The sequence below is a fragment of the Candidatus Methanoperedens nitratireducens genome (assembly GCF_900196725.1).
GTDB lineage: Archaea > Halobacteriota > Methanosarcinia > Methanosarcinales > Methanoperedenaceae > Methanoperedens > Methanoperedens nitroreducens_A.
This window is the reverse complement of record NZ_FZMP01000118.1, coordinates 1-3,226: the sequence shown is the minus strand read 5'-3', so window position 1 is coordinate 3,226 and position 3,226 is coordinate 1. Positions and strand designations below refer to the sequence as shown.

Here is a 3,226-nt window from a genome sequence, read left to right as displayed (position 1 = left end):
ATAGATGACAACAAAACTGATGTCTAAGAACTCTAAAAGCTACACAAAAACGCATAGAGGATGTGCTTCTGAAGAGCCGGATGAGGGAAATCTTCAAGTCCGGTTCTGTGAGGGGGCTCATAGTATAACCCTGGGGCTATTACCTCAATAAAAGGTGGGCTATGGGCTCTACTCGACAGGACTCAGAGAACCGTGGCAAAGCTCTGTGCTCTTTGTGTACTCTGTGGTTGATGATCTTTATATTAGCTATTGATAAGAAAAAATTAAAATGCCCAAGGAAATTCTGAGGAAATATTCGGCAAATATTATTTGCAGCTGCAATTTCTCGACTGGCTGCATCCGGATACATTGCTTCCACTTTTTTCCGGGTTCTCATTATTTATGTGTTCCTTGACCACTGTTTCTGCTACTTCCCGCGCATGTTCTTTGAGTTCTTCCTCCGGGAATTCATCTATTCCGAAAGCATCGGTGTCAGTGTCATAAAGCATATCGGCCTGGACTATTACTGGAGCAAGACCGGGCAAGACACCTTCCATCATCCTTGAGGAACAGGAAATAAAACAACCCTCAACTGCAATTACTTTATCAGCTCGTCTCACCAGGTTTCTCTGTCCCGTATCCTTTGTGAAGGCGCTGCCAAGACATATCCTGACAGTGTTTTCCCGCGCGAGCTTATGCGCGATCAGGTTTGCGGCTATTCTTGCTACCTCGCCCCTGGCGCATGCCCCCTCACATGCCATGATGGCTATCTTTGGCGGGTCTGTCGAGTGTTTTTGGGCATAATCCTCGCATGCAGGGCAGGATTTTTCGACTTTTTCGATCTTTATTGTTTCATAATTCATGTTTTGCACCTTATGGTTGAAACTATTTACTGAGCATATATAGTATAAATCCGGATATCAAAATAAATTGAAATTAAGAAAGCGTTTCAATTTGTGTTGGTAGGTATCCTGATATGCTCGTGACAAGAAGTTACATCGTGCATTGCCGTGCGCTATCCCTTCCGTTTGGGATAATCCTACTGAGATATGCGCTGGTGGCAACACCGGGGTGTAAAGCTCTCAGGACAACATGGAGAAATTTAAAGACTAAATTAAATGAACTGTTAGGATAAGGATGCCATGAAGAAACGAACGTTGAACCATTGTAAGAGTCGTAAGGATTAATAAGCGAAAATAGTCTGAAACGCTTAAACCAAAAGGTATGGAATCAGACCATGATGGCTGCACATACATTATAGGAAACGGACAAAAGATTTCCGGCTTATAGGTGGCTTCTAAAGTATCCAAAAATTATGCACGACGTAGAACTTGGTAAACCCAATATGCTCCCAAAAGGTAGAAACTTCGCAAGGAGTAACAATGGCATAAGGGGTAGAGGAGAGAGTAAAAAGCGAATGACAATTCGTAATAAATTGTATAGAGGTTCAAGATTTGCCTTAATCCGAAAGGATGCTGACTTACTCTACGGTGTTTTATTGTGTGAATGAAGGTAAACCTATGAATGCAGGAGATTCAATTACATCGAAAGATGAGAAACCTGCAAACATGCTTTTGAAAAAACCAGTGGAACAACATCGACTGGAAGAAGGCTCAGAAACATGTAAATCGGATACAAGTCAGGATCACAAAAGCGGTTAAAGAATGTAAATGGTACTTAGTAAAAAGTTTGCAGTATCTTCTAACACATTCGTATTATGCGAAACTGTTAGCAACATTGAACGTAACTCAAAATAAGGGCAAAAGAACAGCAGGCATAGATGGTGAAACATGGTCATCACCAGAAGCCAAAATGAAAGCTGCTCTTGCTCTAACTGATGTAGGGTATAAAGCAAAACCGCTAAGAAGAGTCTTTATTGAGAAATATGGGTCAAACAAGAAACGACCTTTAGGCATTCCAACAATGTGTGACAGAGCTATACAATCGCTCTATGCTATGGCATTAGACCCGATTGCAGAAGCAACAGGTGACAGGACATCATTTGGATTCAGAAAGTTCAGAAGCACACACGATGCTTGTGAACAGATTTTCATTTGTTTGTCTCGTAAATACTCACCTGCCTGGGTACTGGAAGGAGATATTAAAGGATGTTTCGATAACATCTCTCATCAATGGTTATTAGACAATGTACTGATGGATAAATCAATTCTGAAACAGTTTCTAAAGGCTGGCTATGTATTTGAACGCCAACTATTTCCTACGGATGCAGGAACTCCACAAGGTGGTATAATTTCCCCAATTCTGGCTAATATTACATTAGATGGAATTGAGAATATAATAATTGATAAATACCACCGAAATTCATGTGGAAATATACACAATGTTCAGGCTTCCAAATTCAAAGTAAACTTTGTAAGGTATGCTGATGATTTCATTGTTACTGCCAAAACGGAAGAAATAGCCAAGGAAGTCAAGGAATTGATTAAAGATTTCCTGAAAGGTAGAGGTCTGGAATTGTCTGATGAGAAAACGATAATAACCCATATAGACAATGGTTTTGATTTCCTCGGATGGAATTTCAGAAAATATAAGGGCAAACTTCTTGTTAAACCTTCCAAGAAATCCATTGATAAATTTACTGAGAAAATCAGTAATATAATCAAGAAGGGGAAAGCTTGGACACAAGAAGAATTGATTAATGCCCTTAATCCCGTAATAACTGGTTGGTCTAACTATCACCAATCGGTTGTATCCAGTGAAATATTCAATAAACTCGACCATAGAATCTGGAAAATGCTATGGCATTGGGCTAAAAGAAGACACACTGATAAATCCAATTTCTGGACTTCCAATAGATACTGGCATACAGTAGGAAATAATAATTGGGTTTTCTCAACGAAGGATAAACAATTGAAACTTCTATCTGATAAGAAGATAGTTCGACATACTCCAATGAAGTTAGACAAAAATCCCTATCTTGATGTGGAATATTTTGTTTCAAGAAAAATGAAACAACGTTTCAAGAAACTAACAGATAACACATTTAAAGTACTGAAAAACGTAAAGAAAGTTTGCAAACCTGATACTGTGACCATGACAAATAACTGCTGCCCTACTAAGGGGTGATAAAATGCTTGAGCCGTATGAAGCGAAAGTTTCACGTACGGTTCTTAGAAGAGGGGGAACGAGCAATCGTTCCTCTTTATTCAGCAACACTTGCTAAATTATTGCCCCCTTTACCCTATTTTAATTGACCCAATTGCTTTAGTATGTCCTTATAATAGCC

2 protein-coding genes are annotated in these 3,226 nt (G+C 39.4%); one reads left to right on the top strand and one right to left on the bottom strand.

Going from position 1 to position 3,226, the window contains the following annotated elements; translation table 11 throughout:
* Positions 1-305 precede the first annotated feature (305 nt).
* Positions 306-842 (bottom strand): putative zinc-binding protein, encoded by a 537-nt coding sequence (locus MNV_RS08945; protein WP_096205353.1) that lies wholly within the window; start codon positions 840-842, stop codon positions 306-308.
* Between the two features lie 733 nt (positions 843-1,575).
* Between MNV_RS08945 and ltrA the strand changes: the two genes are divergently transcribed.
* Positions 1,576-3,066, top strand: a complete 1,491-nt coding sequence (ltrA, locus tag MNV_RS08940) for a group II intron reverse transcriptase/maturase (RefSeq protein WP_179293893.1) — start codon at positions 1,576-1,578, stop codon at positions 3,064-3,066.
* The last annotated feature ends 160 nt before the right edge of the window (positions 3,067-3,226 follow it).

Excerpts from the sequence above, each read along its gene's own strand:
- MNV_RS08945 (WP_096205353.1), bottom strand. The coding sequence starts at position 842 with ATGAATTATGAAACAATAAAGATCGAAAAAGTCGAAAAATCCTGCCCT.